15 protein-coding genes and 1 pseudogene are annotated in these 15,658 nt (G+C 66.0%); 6 read left to right on the forward strand and 10 right to left on the reverse strand.

Going from position 1 to position 15,658, the window contains the following annotated elements; genetic code table 11:
* Positions 1-147: 147 nt before the first annotated feature.
* Both ACYVKL_RS26465 and ACYVKL_RS26470 read right to left on the reverse strand, forming a co-directional pair.
* Positions 148-507, reverse strand: a complete 360-nt coding sequence (locus ACYVKL_RS26465) for a nuclear transport factor 2 family protein (RefSeq protein WP_379165837.1) — start codon at positions 505-507, stop codon at positions 148-150.
* A gap of 26 nt (positions 508-533) precedes the next feature.
* Positions 534-1,313 (reverse strand): SDR family oxidoreductase, encoded by a 780-nt coding sequence (locus tag ACYVKL_RS26470; RefSeq protein ID WP_379165838.1) that lies wholly within the window; start codon positions 1,311-1,313, stop codon positions 534-536.
* A 112-nt stretch (positions 1,314-1,425) separates the two neighbouring features.
* On the opposite strand from ACYVKL_RS26470, the gene ACYVKL_RS26475 reads away from it, so the two are divergent.
* Positions 1,426-1,911: a winged helix-turn-helix transcriptional regulator gene (locus ACYVKL_RS26475; protein ID WP_379165839.1), complete on the forward strand. Its 486-nt coding sequence runs from the start codon at positions 1,426-1,428 to the stop codon at positions 1,909-1,911.
* 813 nt (positions 1,912-2,724) lie between these two features.
* On the opposite strand, the gene ACYVKL_RS26480 is transcribed toward ACYVKL_RS26475, so the two are convergent.
* From ACYVKL_RS26480 to ACYVKL_RS26490, 3 genes are all read right to left on the reverse strand, one after another.
* Positions 2,725-3,153: a response regulator transcription factor gene (locus ACYVKL_RS26480; protein WP_379165840.1), complete on the reverse strand. Its 429-nt coding sequence runs from the start codon at positions 3,151-3,153 to the stop codon at positions 2,725-2,727.
* A 272-nt stretch (positions 3,154-3,425) separates the two neighbouring features.
* Positions 3,426-3,734: a hypothetical protein gene (locus ACYVKL_RS26485; protein ID WP_379165841.1), complete on the reverse strand. Its 309-nt coding sequence runs from the start codon at positions 3,732-3,734 to the stop codon at positions 3,426-3,428.
* Positions 3,735-4,410: 676 nt separating this feature from the next.
* Positions 4,411-4,860: an Hsp20/alpha crystallin family protein gene (locus tag ACYVKL_RS26490; RefSeq protein ID WP_379166649.1), complete on the reverse strand. Its 450-nt coding sequence runs from the start codon at positions 4,858-4,860 to the stop codon at positions 4,411-4,413.
* Between the two features lie 131 nt (positions 4,861-4,991).
* Between ACYVKL_RS26490 and ACYVKL_RS26495 the strand changes: the two genes are divergently transcribed.
* Entirely contained in the window at positions 4,992-5,327 is a 336-nt protein-coding gene (locus ACYVKL_RS26495; protein ID WP_379165842.1) for a MerR family transcriptional regulator, read from the forward strand.
* 31 nt (positions 5,328-5,358) lie between these two features.
* Here ACYVKL_RS26495 and ACYVKL_RS26500 read toward each other — a convergent pair whose 3' ends face one another.
* The 3 genes and pseudogenes from ACYVKL_RS26500 to ACYVKL_RS26510 all read right to left on the reverse strand — a co-directional run bounded on the left by ACYVKL_RS26500 (position 5,359) and on the right by ACYVKL_RS26510 (position 8,473).
* The gene (locus ACYVKL_RS26500; protein ID WP_379165843.1) at positions 5,359-6,027 is read right to left on the reverse strand and encodes a PAS and ANTAR domain-containing protein; all 669 of its coding nucleotides are present in this window, start codon (positions 6,025-6,027) and stop codon (positions 5,359-5,361) included.
* A 550-nt stretch (positions 6,028-6,577) separates the two neighbouring features.
* A pseudogene (locus tag ACYVKL_RS26505) lies at positions 6,578-6,868 on the reverse strand (MFS transporter); the annotation flags it as partial.
* A gap of 159 nt (positions 6,869-7,027) precedes the next feature.
* The gene (locus tag ACYVKL_RS26510) at positions 7,028-8,473 is read right to left on the reverse strand and encodes an amidase (RefSeq protein ID WP_460773159.1); all 1,446 of its coding nucleotides are present in this window, start codon (positions 8,471-8,473) and stop codon (positions 7,028-7,030) included.
* A gap of 235 nt (positions 8,474-8,708) precedes the next feature.
* On the opposite strand from ACYVKL_RS26510, the gene ACYVKL_RS26515 reads away from it, so the two are divergent.
* Complete coding sequence (locus ACYVKL_RS26515) at positions 8,709-9,617, forward strand: helix-turn-helix transcriptional regulator (RefSeq protein ID WP_379165846.1); 909 nt, start codon at positions 8,709-8,711, stop codon at positions 9,615-9,617.
* 103 nt (positions 9,618-9,720) lie between these two features.
* Here ACYVKL_RS26515 and ACYVKL_RS26520 read toward each other — a convergent pair whose 3' ends face one another.
* Positions 9,721-10,266, reverse strand: coding sequence for a DUF4158 domain-containing protein (locus ACYVKL_RS26520; protein ID WP_460773161.1), 546 nt, complete (start codon positions 10,264-10,266; stop codon positions 9,721-9,723).
* Between the two features lie 346 nt (positions 10,267-10,612).
* A complete protein-coding gene (locus ACYVKL_RS26525) occupies positions 10,613-10,987 on the reverse strand; it encodes a VOC family protein (RefSeq protein ID WP_379165848.1) in 375 nt (124 codons plus the stop codon).
* Between the two features lie 82 nt (positions 10,988-11,069).
* On the opposite strand from ACYVKL_RS26525, the gene ACYVKL_RS26530 reads away from it, so the two are divergent.
* The 3 genes from ACYVKL_RS26530 (at position 11,070) to ACYVKL_RS26540 (ending at position 15,599) form a co-directional block, all read left to right on the forward strand.
* Positions 11,070-11,372, forward strand: coding sequence for an ArsR/SmtB family transcription factor (locus tag ACYVKL_RS26530; RefSeq protein WP_379165849.1), 303 nt, complete (start codon positions 11,070-11,072; stop codon positions 11,370-11,372).
* 511 nt (positions 11,373-11,883) lie between these two features.
* Positions 11,884-12,165, forward strand: a complete 282-nt coding sequence (locus ACYVKL_RS26535; RefSeq protein ID WP_379165850.1) for a hypothetical protein — start codon at positions 11,884-11,886, stop codon at positions 12,163-12,165.
* A 185-nt stretch (positions 12,166-12,350) separates the two neighbouring features.
* Positions 12,351-15,599 (forward strand): protein kinase domain-containing protein, encoded by a 3,249-nt coding sequence (locus ACYVKL_RS26540; RefSeq protein WP_379165851.1) that lies wholly within the window; start codon positions 12,351-12,353, stop codon positions 15,597-15,599.
* Positions 15,600-15,658: the final 59 nt, after the last annotated feature.

The raw sequence follows: 15,658 nt of genomic DNA on the forward strand, positions 1-15,658 counted from the left end.
TTGGCGGCCGCGCTACCCTGTCGAGTCGAACGATGCACTGACCAGTTGAGACCAAGATCGTTTTCCGAACGGGTGTGGGGTCTCAAAAGTTGGACAGATTTGGGGCTCGGTGGCCAGTTCCAGCATCGTGTTCGGATGCTGCGCCTCTCAGGGTGCGATGACAAGGTGTTCGATCATGTCGCCGCGAACGGTGAATCGGTAACGCAGGTCGACGGTGCCGCCGGGGAAGTCGCCTTCGAGGTGCTGAGTCGCGATGTAGTGGGTGGCGTCCAACCGTTGGGCCGCTGTGAGTTCGATGGTGTAGGTGAACTCGGTGGCGGACCGGTTCATCCACTCTTCGATGGCCGCGCTGCCGTCGTAGCTGTTCCCGTCGTCGACCACCGTGGCATCGGGAGTGAAGGCGGAGCACGCGGTGGTTGTGTCGTGGGCACGGTGTGCGGTGAGGTACCGGTTGATCACCTCGGGCAGTGCCTGCGGGGCGATGGTCTGGGGCTGATTGGCGGTCACAGTGGTTCCCTTCTGGGGTTCGGTGGTCACACGGTCGGGGTTGTACCGCCGTCGATGACATACTCGGCGCCGACGATGGCCGAGGCGCTGTCGGAGACCAGGAAGGCGACGAGTTCGGCGACTTCCTCGGGTCGGTTGGGGCGGCCCAGTGGGATGCCGCCGAGGGAGTTCATGAGTCGGCTCAGGGCGGCGTCTTGGGTGATGTCGGCGTCCTGGGCGATCCGGGCGATCAGGTTGTCGGCGGCGGCGGTCTGGGTGAAGCCGGGCGAGACGGTGTTGACGCGGATGCCGCGTGGGGCGACCTCGTTGGCCAGGCCCTTGCTGTAGGTGGTCAGCGCGGCCTTGGCGGCCGCATAGGCCAGGGTGCCGTTCCACAGCGGCATGCGGCGCTGAATGGAAGTGACGTGCAGGATCACGCCGTGCCCGGCCGCGATCATGGCGGGCAGCAGGCCGCGGTCGAGGCGGACGGCGGCCATCAGGTTCGTGCTCAGCTCCGTGGCCCAGTCGTCGTCGCCGAGAGCGGCGAATCCACCGCCCGGCGCCTCGGAACCGCCCAGGCTGTTGACCAGGATGTCGATGCCCCCCAAACGGTCGTCTACCTCGGCGATTACGTGGGCGGCGCCCTCGGCGGTGGACAGGTCGGCGGTGATGAAGAGCTTGTCCTCGACGTCGGCGGGACGGCTGCGGGCGGTGACGAGAACCGTCGCGCCGGCCTGGGCGAGGCGACGCGCGATGGCTGCGCCGACGCCCTTGGTGCCGCCGGTGACCAACACTCGCCGTCTGTCGAGGGATGCATTGCTGGACACGGTCATAGGGCTCCCATCTCCAGAGCGGGTGTGAACGACACGGCCCCGCAAGTAACTGCTAAAGTAGAAGTTAGTAACTTCGATTCTAGCAGTAAATAAGGGGATGGAGTCCATGGCGAGCCGGATCAGATTGCAAGACCGGGAGTGTCCGCTGTCGACGACGGTGGCGTATGTCGGGGAGTGGTGGACGCTGCTGATCCTGCATGACGTCTTCGACGGTTACACCCGCTTCGACCAGTTCCAGGAGAACCTCGGCATCTCCTCGAGCATGCTGACTACCCGGCTGAAAGCGCTGGTCGCCGACGGCCTGCTGGAACGCCGCCCGTACCAGACCAACCCCGAACGCCACGAGTACTTACTCACCGACCGGGGACGATCTCTGCGCCCCGTCCTCGTCGCTCTCGCCGCCTGGGGCAACTCCCGGCTCGCAGTTGACGAGCGCAGCATGATTCTCGTCGATGCGAACAGCGGCGAGGAGGTCGAGCCTGTCGTCGTCGATGCCAAGACGGGCCGCCGCCTAGATGACAGCAACGCGTACGTCTTCACCGCGGGTCCCGCAGCCAGTATCGCCATGCGCGGCCGTTACCCCACGCGGTGACCGTCGCACACCATGTAGGTCGCCGTATCGCCGAAGCCGAAAGGGTTAAGGAGTAACTCGGCTACACAGGATCTGCCCCGTAGGGGCCGAAGTGCCCAGGATGGCGTCGATAGACCACGCGCAGACCGGGCTGCCCTGTAGTAGGCGGTGGCGGCGCCCATTGGGCGACAGTCGAGCATGTCCGGCCATCGTTTCCCGAACAGCTCGACCATCATGGGAAGGGGCGCGGGTGCCTCCGCAAGCCGCCGCTCAACCCCATGGAATTCGGGGCCGTCGCGTGCGCGGAATCCGCCAGATGTTTTGAAATGGAAATGATTAACTCTCCGGTGGTGGGTCGAGAGGTTCGGCCCCGCGCTCGATCGAAGGGTTCTCCTGTATGCGCACTCTCATTGCGGCAGTCGGTATTGCCACGGCACTGACCGTCGGAACCGGACAAGCGGTGGCCGCGCCGCTGTCGGTCGTCGACACTCCGGCCGCCTCTGTCGCGGAGACCGGCTCCTCCAGTGGGTCGCTTGGGGCCGTGAACCTCATCGCCGCGCTCCTGCAGTGCCTGCTCCCGCCTTCTTCGGGTTGCCACGCTGGAGGAGGCGATATCTCGTAGCGTCGCTGCGCTAGGCCATCGTCTTCGGAACATGTAGGCCGATTGTCATGCGGTGGCGCTGTTGCTACTGGCCGCGGGCGGCGAGCCTCCATGTCAGAACTGGACGAAAGAGCCGTGGATCAGCTCCTCGCTCGGCGGCACTTCCGCCCAGAAAATGGGCAGGTTAGGAAGCTGTGGCAGATATTGGCGCCACGGCCGAATTTGGAGATGTTTCAGGCCGCCTGCGGTGCTGTGAGATGGACACGGATGTGGTCGAGCAGTTCACCGTTTCTGAGCGGTTTGGGCAGGTAGTCGCACGCGCCGGCGGTGTAGGCGTCATCGATGTCATCGGGATTGCCGTCGAGGGAGACCGCGATGATCGGAATCGGTGAACGTTTCCGCATCTGTCGGCACAGGTTCGCGCCTGGCAGGTCGGGCAGGTCCAGCTCGAGTAGCACCAAGTCCGGATTCCATCGCCGAGCCAGGGTCAAAGCGCGCTGCGCGTCGGGGGCGGACATCACCTCGTGGCCTGCGTTGGCCAGCACGAGTGCCTCGATCTCTGCCATCGCCGGGTTGCTCTCGACGATGAGGACCTTGCTGGGCCGAATCGCAGGGGCCGGCGCCATCGTGGATTTTGTTGCAGAGCGCGGGAATTGGCTCATGGTGGATCCTTCGTAGACGGGTCACCGGCCGTTGAATCCGCAGCGTCATGGGGCTGGATGGGGTGGCCCTGTGATCGCAATGTCGCCAACGCGATCGACGTGCTTCGAAACTATGTCAACCCGCAATTGTTCAGCAATGAATCTGTGAACTGTTTTCATGGCGTTCACATGACCGGGGCTATTCTCTGGCATCCCATTACCGGTGACTCGCTGCGCCGATGTTCCCCATCACTCACTAGCACCGGGGAAGGCCGGTGTCGGGGTGGGTGGGGTCAGAGTCGGTAGGCGAGGTGGTCGTAGTCGTCGAGGTCGCGCCGGGTGATCCAGCCGGTCGCCGAGCTCCGGAATCTGCGCGGGCTGAGGGTGTGGTCGTCATCGAGGTCCAGTGGGCTGATCCAGGCTTGGTCGCAGCGGTCTGCGATCGCGGCGGCGTCGAAGGCGGCGCGTACGCATTCGGACAGGGGGTGCAGCGCGGTGGTGTCCAGGCCGATATCGCGGTCGGTGTCGCGGACGCAGAAGCTCTGCTCGGCGCGGTCGCCGTCGCTGCCGTTCGGGAAAACGGTGCCGGTGTGGGTCTTCATCTTCTGCCTCCCAACGGTCATCACAGGGCCTTCACAGGCCACGGTCTTCGAGTAGGAAAAGGGGCCGGGTGAGCCCGCAAGCGCGGTGGCTTCCGGGCTCACCCGTCGACGGAACGAATACTTGACCGATGTGTGTCGCGGGTCCCGCGGGAGAGGGCGGGAACGATGCCTACCTGCGGCTGCCAGCTCGGGTGGCTGTGCACGCACCGTCCGAAACGCCTCGGACAGGGGACGGTGCCGATGGCGCAGGCTCGGGGTCCGCACGCTCCCGCCTCCCGCGAGAACCACTGTCTTTGTTGCTGTGTGTCGGAACGGGCATCACCTCACTTTCCTGCTGCACGCGGTCACCGCCGCGGTCGGTGCCAGGCACATCCGGTGCGGAGGACCGCGCCCGATGCCCTGCCCTGGGCCGGTCCGACGGCCCCGCCAGAGTGCGGGCGGCGCCGGCCGCGCACGATCGGACCGGCCCGACCGGGGCATCGGTGCAGGGTTCGGCCCCGGTCGTGGGACTCGCGGCACCGCGGCGGCGAACAGGATCTGCTCGACCTCGGCGAACAAGTCCTCGAGGTCGGGATCCAGCGCGAGCAGCCGCGCATCGAGCCGGTCCAGTCCGGCACCCGTGACAGCCGACATGGTCATCACCACACCCCCTCTACTCAGCAAGAGGCAGGCCGGGTCAGGCGTTGATGGCCTGACGCTCGTGGTCGGCGTGGGTGATCTCGATCTTGCGAGGTTTGGCCTGCTCGGCGACCGGAATCGCCAGGCGCAGCACCCCGTCGCGGTAGTCGGCTCGGATCTGCTCGGTATCGAGGTTCTCACCCAGGAACAGCTGACGGGAGAACACTCCGCGGGTGCGTTCCGCGGCGATCATCGACCGCCCCGGATCCAGCTCCGGGCGTGAGGCCTTCACCGTGACCACATTGCGTTCAACATCCAAATCCAGCGAGTCGGGGTCGATGCCGGGCAGGTCGAACTCCACGAAGAACTCGTCGCCGTCGCGCCAGGCGTCCATCGGCATCACCACCGGCTGTGCCGGGGTCCCGAGCACCGCGCGGGTCAAACGATCCAGGTCTCGGAAGGGATCGCCAAAGGGATCGGTGCGCATCAACATGGTTGCCACCTCCAGTTACTCCGTTCTCGATTGAAGGTAACTCAGATAACCTCTGTCATCTGACAGAGATAATTTTTAGCACTCTCGATAAGTGAGTGCAAGAGCCTGGAGCAGGTAATCTGATAGCGAAGAGGAACAGGAGTGCCATGGATCCGCAGCAACAGCCACTCGGCCACCTGCCAGGCGCGGAGCGGGCGGTGTATGCGATCTCGGTCGCCGCCGAGTTGTCCGGCCTGGGCGTGCAGACCCTGCGCCTCTACGAGCAGCACGGCCTGATCACCCCGGTGCGCAGCAATGGCGGCACCCGCCGCTACAGCGGCGCCGACCTCGCCCGCGTCGCGCGCATCACCACGTTGACCGGACAAGGAGTCAACCTCGCCGGCATCGCGCGCATCCTCGACCTCGAAGACGCCAACAGCGTTCTGCGCGAATCCAACACCGCCTTGACCGCCGAACGCGACCAACTCCGCGACCAGCGTTGACCAACCCCGACCCCTTGTCTATCCCGTGTGGTCAGTGGGGGATGCGTTCGTGCAGGGTCAGCAGGATGTGGTCGAACGCCGACACCGTGGCGGGTTCGGCCGGTGGCACGGCGGGCAGCTCACGCAGTAGCTGCTCGGCCAAGGCGCGGAGTTTGGTGTTGGTTTCCTGGGACCGCCACACCAGCAGCTTGAACGCCTGTTCGTCGCTGATGCGGTACATGCGCATCAACACACCCTTGGCCTGCTCGATCACCGCCCGTGCTTCCACGAGCTCCGGCATCCGCGCCTCGAGGGCGTCGTGTTCGGCACGGACGAGGGTGCCGGCCAGGTCGACGTAGAAGCCCGCGGTGCCGACCGCGCGGCCCTGGTCGAGGATGCGGTCGGCGACCACCATCACCTGATGCTCGACACCATGGGTATCGATGAACCGGTGGCGGCTCGAGAACGGCTCACCCAACTCCACCGAGCGGGCAATCGTCTCGGCGACCTTATCGCGGTCGTCGGGATGTTTGTGTGCCAGAAGCATTTCGGTGGTCGGCTCGACCTCGCCGGGGGTGTAGCCGTGCATGCGGTACAGCTCCGGTGACCATTCCCAGCGGCGGGTGGCGAACCAGAACCGGAAACTCCCCGTCCGCGGCCCTGGAAACGTCCCCGTAGCCCATACCAGCGATTCCGCAGGTAGCTCAGCAGGAGAACCCATACCCGGATTATCGCGCCGGGATGCTGGTGCGCTCCACCGGGAATCGGCTTGACCACGAATGCCTACCCCCGCCCACGTCGGCCCCATCTGCGGTGGCGCAGATCCCTCGGCATCGCCCTGAGCGTTCATGGCATTCCTCGACGCCAACACCGTCCTGCGCGCATCCAACACCGCCCTGACCGCCGAATGTGACCAACTCCGCGACCAGCGCCGACAAACCGACCCGACCCCTGGCCAAGTCTGGAGTGCTGATCACCCGACTGGCAGTGAGCGCGAAAGTTCCGCCCTCGATCACGGCTACCACTCCGTGTCGGCAGGTAGCGGCACGAAATGAACGACTTCGTCATCGGGTGGCCACGATCAGGGGCCAGGGGTTCTGCGGGGCGGGTTGGTGGTGTGTGCTGAGATGTCGGCGCAGCACGCGACCCGGGTGTCCGAGCCGATACGAGGGTCACGCCCCTCGTGCACTGACGGACGCTTGGGCGAGGCCCTTGTCCATCCTGAGCCGGGATGTGGCCATGGCGACTGAGACCAGACGAGCTTCGACAAGGCTGCCGATCGCGCCGGTGAAGTAGCCCGCGGCCAGGCCGGGGCGGCGGCCGCGGGACTGGGACAGCCGGCCCACGGCGACGGCGGCAAGCGCGGAGCCCGCGGTGAACAGGGCGCTGGGGAGGCGGGCCAGGCTGTTGGATCCGACCATGTCCTGGGTCAGCAGCGCGCCGACGGTGATCCCGGCGGCCAGTCCAGTGCCGCCGAGGATCTGCGCGGACCCCAGCACGGTCAGGACACGGCGTTGGGCGCGGACAGCATCGGGGGTGAGGGATGGCGATGGCGTCGGCACTGTGCGTCACGATAGGTCTTTCCTGGAGATGTGAGCTGGCGCAACGGGGGGGGGGGGCATCGAGGCGGGAATTCTTCCCGATTGGATTTTGGTTGTTTGCCGGTGTGGAATCCGCTCGTCGGTCCTCCTTGCCCAGCCCCAGCTGCGTGAACAACGCTGTCAGTGCGCGTAAATCGCCGGGCGGTGCTGATGCCAGGGGAACCGCCGTTCGAGGTCGGCGGCCAGGCTCAGCAGGGTGGCCTCGTCGCCGTAGGGGCCGACGAATTGGACGCCGATCGGCCAGCCCTCGGCCGATCGGGCCAGGGGCAAGGAGATCGCTGGATTACCGGTGGCGTTGAACAGGGCGGTGAAGGGCGCGAAGTCGAAGATCTTGCGGTACCAGTCATGCGCGGTCAAGCTCGCGTCGTCGGCATCGAGGTGACCGAGAGGGAGATTCGGGCTGGCGGTAGTCGGAGTGAGGTAGACGTCGTAGTCGGTGAGCAGTCGGGCGACCTCACGGCGCGCGAGGTTGAAGGTCTCCTCGACGACGTACAAGTCTGCCGCGGACCTGGTGGCGCCGTAGGCGACGCAGGCGCGGGTGCTGGCTTCAAGGTGTTCGGTGCCGGGGTCGACGCCCAGTGCCTTGGCCGCGGTGGTGACGGTGTGTGCGAGAAAGCTGCACCATGCATCGAGATTGGCGTGATGGAACGCCTCGGCGTCGATGCGCGGAGTGGCTTCCTCGACGTGATGGCCTATCGAAGCCAACTGTTCGGCGACGCTGTGGACGGCGTCGGCGCAGGCGGGATCGGCCTGGGAGAGATCGCCTGCGACGGCGATGCGCAACGCGCGCGCCGGGTGGGAGATCAGTGTGCTGTAGCTCGTCGGCTCGGCCGGAAACAGATACTTGTCGCCGGGTTCACTGCCGTGTATCGCGTCGAGCAACGCGGCGCAGTCCCGGACGGTACGGGTGACTGCGAACTCCGCGCCCATGCCGAGCAGAGGATCAGCGTGGTCCGGAGCGGCGGAGACGCGGCCACGGCTCGGTTTGAGTCCGACCAGCCCACACGCCGCGGCCGGGATGCGGATGGAGCCGCCGCCATCGTTGGCATGGGCCAGCGGTAGCGCTCCGGCTGCGACCAACGCCGCGGCGCCGCCGCTGGATCCGCCCGCCGTGCGGGTGGGGTCCCACGGGTTGCGCGTCGGTGCGCCGTAGGCGAGAGCTTCAGTCGTGGCGTTGAACCCGAGCTCGGGGGAGGTGGTCACCGCCATCATCGCCAGCCCAGCTCGGCGCAAGCGGGCCATCAACGCCGTGTCGTCGGCGTACATCACGCCAGGGCCGAACAACCGGCTGCCGTTGCGCTGCGGTACGCCGGCCGCATGAATGATCAGGTCCTTGAACGCGGAGGGCACCCCCGCGAACGGGCCGGACGCATCGTAGGCCAGGGGGCGCTCGAACACCTCGCCCGCGACCGCACCGAGAACAGGGTCGACCTGCGCGATCGCGGCCGCAGCCGCGGCCTGCACGTCTGCGGCGCTGACCTCGCCCTGGTTGATCAGCTGGGCCAGCTCTGTGGCGTCCCGGCCGGCGTAATCGGCGACATCCATCGAAACCTCCAAGTTCGTCATAGTGGTGCGGGAGAACCTAGGACGAGGCGGGCAGCGTGACGTCCGCCGATCGACGGACGTCGCGAAACGGCGACTGTGCATCGTCGTTGAGCGGCCGGCAGATCGGGGGTGCTGTAACCGGCGCCATACTGTGGAGGTGGTTGTTGCACCCGGTCGAGATCTGGAACCCGCTGCCGCCGTCCGAGTGCGAGCCGCTATCAGGGCGGCCACGCCGGACCGATCGGGCCTGGGGCGGGTGCTATTCGAGCTTTCGCGAGTCGTCGCCTATCAGCACGCCGCATTGTCGCGGTGGGATCCGGGCGCCCGTGTGCACATCACAGCGGCCAGCGTCGGATACCCCCGGGAGGCGCTCGAGGTCACCAACAACTGCCTGCACACCCATCCCCTGTTCACCCGGCTCCGGCACGACCAGATACCGATGCGATTGTGCGATGTGCCGGCGCAGGTGCGGCACGGTGCGATCTTCGACCGGGTAATCGTCCCCCTCGGCTACCAGGAGGGCCTGACCCAGCCCTTGTTCGCCTCCGACGGCCGCTATCTCGGCATGCTGAACATGAGCACCACCACGCACGGACCGTTTCCCACAATGTCGGTGACAGCACTCGCGCTGATGGCAGATGTGGTCGGCGCCGCCATAGATCCTTGCCGCGGCATCGCAGCGCCGGCTGATCAGGAGGAATCGGTAGTGATCGTCACCGCGAGCGGAACCGTACATCCGGTGACGGAGCCTGCCGCAGCGCACCTGTTCGTACCTGGCAGCGCCGGCATCGAACTCGCGTGGGCGGTCGCCGCCTCCGGTCGACCCTGCGACCATCTGCTGCTCGACGGCGATGTCGTATACCGGACGCGGATGCAGGCGGCGCGATCAGGCGGGACCCTGGTCGCCTACCGGCGCGTCGATCCACCTCGCGGCCTCACCCCTCGGGAGCTCGTCGTGCTCGCGCTACTTCCACAAGGCGGTTCCAACGCCACCCTCGCCGCCCACCTGCGGGTCAAACCCTCCACCATCGCCACTCACATCGAGCGCATCCTGCGAAAACTCCACGTGCCCAACCGCACCGCCGCCGCTGCCACCGCGGCGCGCTGGGGACTGACCGTGAACTACCGCGACAGCGGGCTCATCTACTCGGGGTTGTCGATGTAGTCGAGGACTTCGGTGCGGATAAACCCCGACGAAGCCAAGGCACATTGCAACGAATGCGAACTCGCGATGGCGTGCTGCGCGGTGACCTGCCCCGACGGGTCGATCACCCGTGATCCGCCCAGAACACGAACACGACCCAACTCTGGTGCATGCGGGCAACGAAGGTGAGCAACTGGTTCCAATTGATGCCCGGCAGCAGCGCGTTGCGCTCCCGCAACCAGGCCACCGCGACCGTCAGCAGCGCCTTCACACCGTCGCCGGTCATCCACGCCTGATCAGCGATCCACGCCACCAGCTCCGCCTCCACCTCGGCGAAGGGCGTCAGATCGTAGGCGCGGATGATCTGGCCCTGATGCTCGTACCGCGTGGGCTTGCGGTCGAGATAGGACGTCACGCACGTCGGATCAGCGATCTCGAGCTGCTCGGCCAGATACTCGATCACCTCACCCGGAACATCCACCGGATCCGGCAGGAACATCCCCACAAACCGCACAGTGACCAGCCGAAGTGCGAACCCGAGCTTGTTGTAGTCGCGCCGCCGGTCGGCGATCAGCTTGCGGTTTTCATCGTTCAGGTGGAAGAACCGCTCGAGCTCCACCCGCGACAACGCCGGAAAGCGGCCGTACTCGCTCACACCCTCATCACGCACAGCCCGACATGAAACCACCAGTGGCACAACGCTGCTCGCGGTTCACCGAAGAATAACGATCGGTCCGCCCGCGAACCGCTAAGCGTGACTTTTCTCGTCACTGGCCCTCGCGGGCCGTATCGCATGTATGCCGCGGCGAGTACGGAGTCGGTGGCCTGGCTCCAGCGGCGGCGGACCCGTTCCGGCACGGCAGCGAAATCAGCTGTCCTGTCGAAGGTTTCGCCTTGGGTGGCCAGTTCCCGGCGGGTCGCGATGTCGGCTCGGACGACATCGACGCTAGCCGCCGCTGACCTCGACATCCTGGCCACCGCCCGCGCCTCATCGCCGCGGCGGGGGCCTGTCGTCGTCAGCTCGGGATGGATTCGATCTTGGCCGTGTCGAATTCGACGTATTCGATGCGTGCGCCGCCGGGGTGCCGCACCGTCAGATTGCGGCCGGTGGGAACGTCGTTCGGGCCGTCGAGGATGTCGCCGCCGAGGGTGGTGATGATTGTGAGCACCTCTTCCAGGTTGTCCACGATCGTGGTGGCATGTGTTTCCCGGTAGGGGGCAAGGGCTTCCAGGGTTCCGGCGATAAGCAGGTAGGCGCCGATGCCGGCCAGTTCCAGCTCGTGGTAGGCGAAGCGGAGTCGGGGCTGCTCACCGGTGAGTGCGGTGAACGTGGGCAATGCGGTGTCCAGATCGTCGACGTAGACGCGGGCCAGTGTGCTGAGGATCGTCATTGCGAGCTCATTTCGATATTTCCGAATTGACGAAGCGAACGTAAGCTGGTGACCCGGTCATGTCAACCGAACGAGGAGCCCGATGCCGCCGCTTACCCAGCCGAACAGCGCGGACCTGGACCTGGTGACGATGCTGCGCGCCCTGGGGGACCCGGTCCGGATGGAACTGGTGCGCCTGATGGCCGTCTGCGGCGAAATATCCTGCAGCCCAGAACATCTCGTAGTCCCGAGATCGACGTTGTCGAACCATTGGCGCACCCTGCGCGAGGCGGGCCTCACTGTCACCCGCGTCGACGGCAAGGCCCGCTACATGACCCTGCGCCGGGCCGACATCGACGAACGATTCCCCGGCGTTCTCGACGCGGTGCTCGGGTCCCTCTCTTAGCCTTGATCCACCGACGAGGCTTTTGCGTTGTCCGTGCGCCTGCGGCGCGCGGACAGCGGGGTTTGGGGGGACCTCGAGCGCGGGCGAGCGAGCCCTTGAGCAGGTCAGCAGTATCGCCGTCGAGGTCGGCGCATCACAGCTGGCGACGATCAGGAGGCCTGCGGTGCCCAGGGCGGACACGATCGACAGGGCAGTGACCCCAAGACGCTGGTGCTCCACGATCCCACGGGCGCGTTGTGTATCGGGATCTCACGTTCCTACTGCGGTGAGCGTCTGCCTGGTGAGAACGAGAGAAAGGTGAGCCGATGAATACTCGGCACACCGAGATCGACACCGCGGCACTGGGCGCGGTCACGATCGTGGCCACCGACGCGCCGGTGACCGGAGTGTAAAGGAAAACCTTTGCAAGACGACAACATCGATGAATCGGTGACGGTCGAGACCTTCACCCTGCGCATCGGAAGCGGTGTGGGGAAGTTCCAGCGGACCCCGACTTCCCCAGCTCATCGACATGCACGGGGTGCCCTGCCAGAGCTTCGCTGAAATCGTCGCCGAGGCCACGGCGGGCGCAACCGCCACCGCGGTGACCGACGACGAACACGCCGGGATCGACACCCGCGGCCGTACCCCCGCCGAGGCCCTGGGTTCGAGTGATCGCCGGGACCAGTCGGCAGTGACACGGGCTCTGCTGGCCGAGCTCGACCGCGCGGCCGGGTCGGTGCGGGGGCAGGGGTCAGGCGGGGCGGCCCCATTCGAGCACGGTTCGATGGGGGTGTCGGGGCGCGGTGTGTAGCTCGGCGAGGCTGCTGTTCCAGCTCCTCACCGAGGTCGTGGGAGGCAACTCGTCTTAGTGGTGGTCAATAATTTGACCGGTCAAATTGCACACAACGCGCCCGAGCGCTCCACTGGATCGGGAACTTCGGCAGCACAGTGGACTACTATCGGAGTTCCGGGGGGCGTGAATCGCAGGTGACCCACATGGTCGAGGATGACCCCCTCGGAACACACCGGGATATGGATATGGCGGCTCCACCAGTCGCGGAGCTGAGTTCGGTGGGGTTCGAGGACGCCGAGGAGATCGGGCGGGGCGGGTTCGGCGTGGTCTGCCGCTGCACCCAGCGCGACCTGGATCGCGTCGTCGCGGTGAAGGTGCTCACCACCGCTGAACCGGACGAGGAAAGCAGAGCGCGATTTCTTCGGGAGCAGCGCGCGATGGGGCGACTGACCGGCCACCCGAACATCGTCGGGGTTTTGCAGATCGGCGAGATCTCTTCTGGGAGACCGTATTTGGTGATGCAGTGCCACGAGCGCGGATCTCTCGAGGACCGGATCCGCAGGGACGGTCCGCTTTCTGTGGACGAGGCGCTGCGGCTCGGGATCAAGGTGGCCGGGGCGCTCGAGACGGCGCACCGGCTCGGTATCGTGCATCGTGACGTCAAACCGGCGAATATCCTGTTCACCGAATACGGGGAGCCGGCGTTGTGCGATTTCGGCGTCGCCCGTATCGCCGGCGGATTCGAGACCACGGCTAGAACGGTCATGGCGTCGCCGGCTTTCGCTGCTCCAGAGGTTTTCGACGGCCATCCGCCCGGTCCGGCGTCGGATGTGTACGGGCTGGGAAGCACATTGTTCTGTGCGCTCACCGGACATGCCGCTTTCGAACGCCAGAGTGGGGAACAGGTCGTTGCGCAGTTTCTCCGGATCACCACCGATCCGGTGCCGGATCTGCGCACGGGCGGGATCCCCGCCGATGTGTGCGCGGCAATCGAGACCGCGATGGACCGCGATCCGTCGCAGCGCCCCTCCGCTGTCGCCCTCGGTAAGCAGCTGCAGCGGATCCAGCGCGACCATGGTTACGGCGTCGATGAGATGACCATCCGTGGTGAATCCGACAATGTGCAGGAAGCGCACGTACCGGAGCGTGGACCGTGCCGTCGCAGCGTGGATACGGGTGCCCTTCCGTTGGAACTGACAAGCTTTGTCGGTCGGAAGGCACAACTGTCCGAGGTGAAGAAGGCGCTGTCGGAATCGCGTCTGGTTACGCTGACGGGCATCGGTGGGGTCGGCAAGACGCGGCTCGCGTCGCGGGCGGCGAGCAGGTTGGTCCGCGGTTACGCAGACGGGGTGCGACTGGTCGAGTTCGGCGACATCGACGACCCCGAGTTGGTGGACGACATTGTGGCTACTTCCGTTGGCGTGCGGAACCTGGCCGGCAGGCCGACGAGGGAGGTACTGGTCGAGTTTCTGTCGACACGCAAAATGTTGCTGGTGCTCGACAACTGCGAGCACCTGGTGGGGGCGGTCGCGGACCTCGCGGATTCTCTACTGCGTGCCTGCGTGGACCTGTCGATCTTGGCCACCAGCCGCGAGGTCCTCGGAATCGGTGGCGAATCCGTGTTGCCGGTGACGCCACTGGGTTTTCCGGATCCGTCCAGCGTGCCCACGCTGGGAGAAGCGTCCCGATGCGATGCGGTGGAATTGTTCGTCGAACGAGCGGCGGCGGTAGTACCCGGGTTCGAGCTGACCCGAAACAACCGGCTTGCCGTAGCCCGGATCTGTGCCCGGCTGGACGGGTTGCCATTGGCGATCGAGCTGGCCACGGCCCGGCTGCGCGTGCTGTCCGCCGATCAGATCCTCCGACGGCTCGACGACCGGTACACGCTGCTCACAGCGGGTAATCGGGATGTCCCGACGCGCCAGCAGACGCTGTGGTGGTGCATCGGCTGGAGTTACGACCTGTGCACGCCACGCGAGCAGCAGCTGTGGTGGCAACTGTCGATCTTCGCTCACAGCTTCGACCTCGACGCAGCCGAACAGGTGTGCGGCACCGCCACACCCGACCCCGACCTGCTCGATGCATTGTTCGCGTTGGTGGAGAAGTCGATCCTGATCCGGGAGGAATCCGGTGGCGTGGTCAGGTTTCGGATGCTCGACACGGTGCAGAACTACGGCAGGAGAAAGCTCGAGGAGGCAGGTGAGGACCGGGAGATCGGTCGCCGGCATCGGGATTGGTACGAGGGGTTGGCGTTCGACGCGGAGGCCGAGTGGATCAGTCCCCGCCAACTCGAGTGGGATTCTCGCCTGAAGCAGGAACTGCCGAATCTGCGCAAGGCAATGGAGTTCGACGAGGCCGGTACCGGCGGCATGAGGATTGCAGCAGCTCTGTTCTCGTTCTGGTACATGGGTGGCCGAATCACCGAGGGCCGCAGCTGGCTCGACCGTACTTTGGCCCACTCGGCCGGTGGGCACGGTCGAGATCGCGCCAAGGCGCTCTACTCGGCCGGGATGCTTGCCGCGGCTCAGGCGGACCTGGCCGCGGCGACCGCACGGGTGGCGGAACTCAGGGGGCTGGCCAGGCAGCTGGCCGGCCCGGAGATCGCCGTGTGGGAGGCGGTTGCGGACGGTTACACCGCGCTTGTCAGCGACGATCTCGGCCATGCAGTCGCCCGCCTGGAGCAGGCCGGAGAACTGGTCACAGGCTGTAGCGATCCCGTATTGCGAATGGACTCTTCCCTGTTGCTGGGGTGGGCATACCAACTCAGTGGGGATCTACAGCGTGCGGTCGCCTGTCACGAGCAGACGCTGGCATTCGCGGATTCTCGCGGGGGAGAGGCGTCGTTTCGCTCCTGGCTGTTGTGGGCAATGGGTACGGCCGTCTGGAGGCAGGGTGCGCTCGACCGGGCCACCGACTTGTTGCAGGAGAGCCTTCGTCATGCTCGCTCGGTAGATGATCCACTCATCGCCGCGACCAGTTTGGAAGCTCTCGCATGGATCGCGTCGGATCGCGACGATGTTCGCCGCGCCTGCGTGTTGATGGGTGCTGCCGAAGCACGGGGCCAGGCCGCAGGTAGCTCCTCCATCCTGTTCCCCAACCTGGCCACCTATCACGAGGCCTGCGAGCGCCGCGCACAGGAGACTCTCGGAACGCGAGAATTCGAAAAAGCCCGAGCGAAGGGCGGTGCGATGAGTTTCGCCGCGGCCGCTGCCTTCGGCCTCGAAGAAGACCCCCCATCGCTCGCCGACCGAGCGGCGTCAGTCCTCACCAAACGTGAGCAGCAGGTCGCCGAACTGGTAGCCGAAGGCCTCACCAACAGCGCAATCGCTGGTCGATTGATGATGTCACGGCGCACTGCCCAGGGACACGTCGAGCACATCTTGACGAAGCTGGGTTTCACCTCGCGGGCTCAGATCGCGAGGTGGGTGGGAGCAGGTGCAGGACCATCCTGAGTTCACATGATCCATGTTTGGGCGCTGCGTCGCGCCGGCCGGCGATGCAGTGACTTCCC

The organism is Nocardia tengchongensis (assembly GCF_054781395.1).

Bases quoted from the DNA above. Each gene is read 5' to 3' on its own strand.
- ACYVKL_RS26475 (WP_379165839.1), top strand. From the start codon at position 1,426: ATGGCGAGCCGGATCAGATTGCAAGACCGGGAGTGTCCGCTGTCGACG.
- ACYVKL_RS26480 (WP_379165840.1), bottom strand. From the start codon at position 3,153: ATGAGCCAATTCCCGCGCTCTGCAACAAAATCCACGATGGCGCCGGCC.
- ACYVKL_RS26485 (WP_379165841.1), bottom strand. From the start codon at position 3,734: ATGAAGACCCACACCGGCACCGTTTTCCCGAACGGCAGCGACGGCGAC.
- ACYVKL_RS26495 (WP_379165842.1), top strand. From the start codon at position 4,992: ATGGATCCGCAGCAACAGCCACTCGGCCACCTGCCAGGCGCGGAGCGG.
- ACYVKL_RS26500 (WP_379165843.1), bottom strand. From the start codon at position 6,027: ATGGGTTCTCCTGCTGAGCTACCTGCGGAATCGCTGGTATGGGCTACG.
- ACYVKL_RS26510 (WP_460773159.1), bottom strand. From the start codon at position 8,473: ATGACGAACTTGGAGGTTTCGATGGATGTCGCCGATTACGCCGGCCGG.
- ACYVKL_RS26525 (WP_379165848.1), bottom strand. From the start codon at position 10,987: ATGACGATCCTCAGCACACTGGCCCGCGTCTACGTCGACGATCTGGAC.
- ACYVKL_RS26530 (WP_379165849.1), top strand. From the start codon at position 11,070: ATGCCGCCGCTTACCCAGCCGAACAGCGCGGACCTGGACCTGGTGACG.
- ACYVKL_RS26535 (WP_379165850.1), top strand. From the start codon at position 11,884: ATGCACGGGGTGCCCTGCCAGAGCTTCGCTGAAATCGTCGCCGAGGCC.
- ACYVKL_RS26540 (WP_379165851.1), top strand. From the start codon at position 12,351: ATGGTCGAGGATGACCCCCTCGGAACACACCGGGATATGGATATGGCG.